The 2,735-nt window shown below is 72.8% G+C and carries 3 protein-coding genes; all 3 read right to left on the reverse strand.

Annotated elements, in window-relative coordinates; all coding sequences use genetic code 11:
* Positions 1–684 (reverse strand): formate dehydrogenase accessory sulfurtransferase FdhD (fdhD, locus tag ACFFNX_RS47075; RefSeq protein WP_378212906.1); only part of this gene is annotated, 684 nt, incomplete at its 3' end.
* The gene (locus tag ACFFNX_RS47080; RefSeq protein ID WP_378212907.1) at positions 677–1,591 is read right to left on the reverse strand and encodes a 2Fe-2S iron-sulfur cluster-binding protein; all 915 of its coding nucleotides are present in this window, start codon (positions 1,589–1,591) and stop codon (positions 677–679) included. The genes ACFFNX_RS47080 and fdhD, both read right to left, overlap by 8 nt.
* Positions 1,588–2,735, reverse strand: a 1,148-nt coding sequence (locus ACFFNX_RS47085; RefSeq protein ID WP_378212908.1) for a complex I 51 kDa subunit family protein, incomplete at its 5' end; no start/stop codon positions are given. The genes ACFFNX_RS47080 and ACFFNX_RS47085, both read right to left, overlap by 4 nt.

Below are 2,735 nucleotides of genomic sequence, written 5' to 3' on the forward strand. Positions count from 1 at the left end.
CGCGAGCAGCGCCTTCTGCGTCAGCTCGAACGAGGCGCGCCCCGACACGAGCAGCGTCGCGCCTCGCAGCGGCAGCAGGTCGCGTCGCAGCGCCCACCCGACCAGCTTGTCCACGGCGTTGTGGCGGCCGACGTCCTCGCGCACGCACAGCAGCGAACCCGCCGCGTCGAACAGGCCCGCGGCGTGCAGGCCGCCGGTGCGCTCGAAGACCGGCTGGGCCGCGCGCAGCCGGTCCGGCAGGGCCGTCACCGTCTCCGGCGCGAGGCGCAGCGGATCCTCCCGTACGCTCCAGCGGGCCACCATGCGTACCGCGTCGAGGCTGGCCTTGCCGCACAGCCCGCACGAGGACGTCGTGTAGAAGTTGCGCTCCAGCGTCATCTCGGGCAGGGGCACCCCGTCCGCCAGCCGCACATCCACGATGTTGTAGGTGTTGCCGCCGTCGTCGATCGCCCCGGCGCAGTAGGCGATCGCCCGGATCTCCTCCGCCCGCGTCACCACGCCCTCGCCGACGAGGAACCCCGCCGCCAGCTCGAAGTCGTCGCCCGGCGTGCGCATCGTGATCGTCAGCGGCCGTCCGCCGAGCCGGATCTCCAGCGGCTCCTCCGCCACCAGCGTGTCCGTACGGCCCGCCGGGACGCCGTCGGACACGCGCGTCATCCGGCGCCGGACCGTGCGCCTACCCACGGTTCTGGACGTGCTGGAAGCCGAAGCGGCCCTTGACGCACAGGTTGCCGTGCGTCACCGGGTTGTCGTGCGGCGAGGTGACCTTCACGATCTCGTTGTCCTGGACGTGCAGGGTCAGGTTGCAGCCCACGCCGCAGTAGCTGCAGATCGTCGTCGTCTCGGTCTGCCGCGACTCGTCCCAGGTGCCCGCCGCACGCATGTCGTACTCGCTCTTGAACGACAGCGCGCCGGTCGGGCACACCTCGACGCAGTTCCCGCAGTACACACAGGCCGAGTCGGGCAGCGGCGCGGCGTGCTCGGTGGAGATCCGCGCGTCGAAGCCACGGCCCGCCACACCGATCGCGAAGGTGTTCTGCCACTGCTCGCCGCACGCGTCGACGCACTTGTAGCACAGGATGCACTTGCCGTAGTCGCGTACGTAGAGGTCGTTGTCGACCTTGGCCGGCTGCGCGACGGTGGCCGCGGCGGTGCCGTCCGGGGCCTCGTGCGCACCGGGGCGCCGTTCGTCCCGGTCGGCGGACGGCGCGCCCGGCAGGCCGAAGCGTTCCGGCCGCGCGCCGTACTCCGCGGTCCACTCCGCCGCGCCGGGCGTCGTGGACAGGTCGGTCGATGAGCCCAGAAGCTCCAGTACGAGCCGCCGGCTGTGCCGGACCCGCTCGGTGTCGGTCATGATCTCCATGCCCGGCTCGACGCGCCGCGAGCAGGCCGGCACGAGCGTACGGGAGCCCGTCACCTCCACCACGCAGATCCGGCAGGCGTTCTTCGGCGTCAGCGTGTCGCCGTAGCACAGGGTCGGGGTGCCTGAGCAGGCGGCGAGGATGGTCGAGCCCTCGGGCAGCCGCACCGGTTCACCGTCGACGGTGACGTCGACGAGCCGACGCGGCGGAGCGAGCGGTACGGAGGTCATGATGGCTTCCCTTCCGTGGCGGAGGAGAACACGCCGAGCCGGTCGATCGCGGACTCGACGGCGTTCCAGGCGGTCTGGCCGAGGCCGCAGATGGAGGCGTCGCGCATGGCCCGGCCGACGTCGCGCAGCAGCGTCACGTCGGCCGGGCCCGAGCCCCGCGCCAGGCGGTGCAGTGCCTCCTCCTGCCGTACGGTTCCCACCCGGCAGGGGACGCACTGGCCACAGGACTCGTCGCGGAAGAAGGTCGCGATCCGCAACAGCAGCCCGGTCAGGTCCACGCTGTCGTCGAGGGCCAGCACGACGCCGGAGCCGAGACCGGCGCCGGCCGCGCGCGTGCCCTCGAACGTGAGGGGGATGTCCAGCTCATCGGGCCGGACGAACGAGCCCGCGGCGCCGCCGAGCAGCACCGCCCGCAGCTCCCGGCCCTCGGGGACGCCGCCGGCCAGGGTCAGCAGCTCGCGCAGCGTGGCCCCGAAGGGCAGCTCGTAGATTCCCGGGCGGCGCACCGTGCCGGACAGGCAGAACAGTTTGGTCCCGGTCGATCCGCCCGTGCCCACGGCGGCGTACGCGGCGGCGCCGCCGGTCAGGATGGGCAGCACGTTGACGAGCGTCTCCACGTTGTTGACGGCGGTGGGCTGGCCGAACAGTCCCTTCTCGACCGGGAACGGCGGCTTGCTGCGGGGCTCGCCGCGGTAGCCCTCGATCGAGTTGAAGATCGCCGTCTCCTCGCCGCAGATGTACGCCCCGCCGCCGCGCCGGATCTCCACGTCGAAGTCGAAGCCGGACCCGAGGATGTCCGTGCCCAGGAGGTTCCGCTCCCGGGCGCGCTCGACGGCGTTCGTGAGGAGCCGCAGCGCGCGCGGGTACTCGCCGCGCAGGTAGAGGAAACCGCGGCGGCAGCCCGTGGCGTACGCCGCCACGGTCATGGCCTCGATCACCGAGAACGGGTCGCCCTCCATGACGACCCGGTCCTTGAAGGTGCCGGGTTCGCTCTCGTCCGCGTTGCAGACCAGGTAGTGCGGATGGTCGGGCCGGCGCGCGGTCGCGTCCCACTTGCGCCCGGTCGGGAACGCGGCACCGCCGCGGCCGACCAGGTCGGCGTCGAGCGCCTCGCGGATGACCGCGGCCGGGCCGAGCGCGAACG

The sequence above is a fragment of the Actinoallomurus acaciae genome, assembly GCF_042429965.1.
Lineage (GTDB): Bacteria > Actinomycetota > Actinomycetes > Streptosporangiales > Streptosporangiaceae > Actinoallomurus > Actinoallomurus acaciae.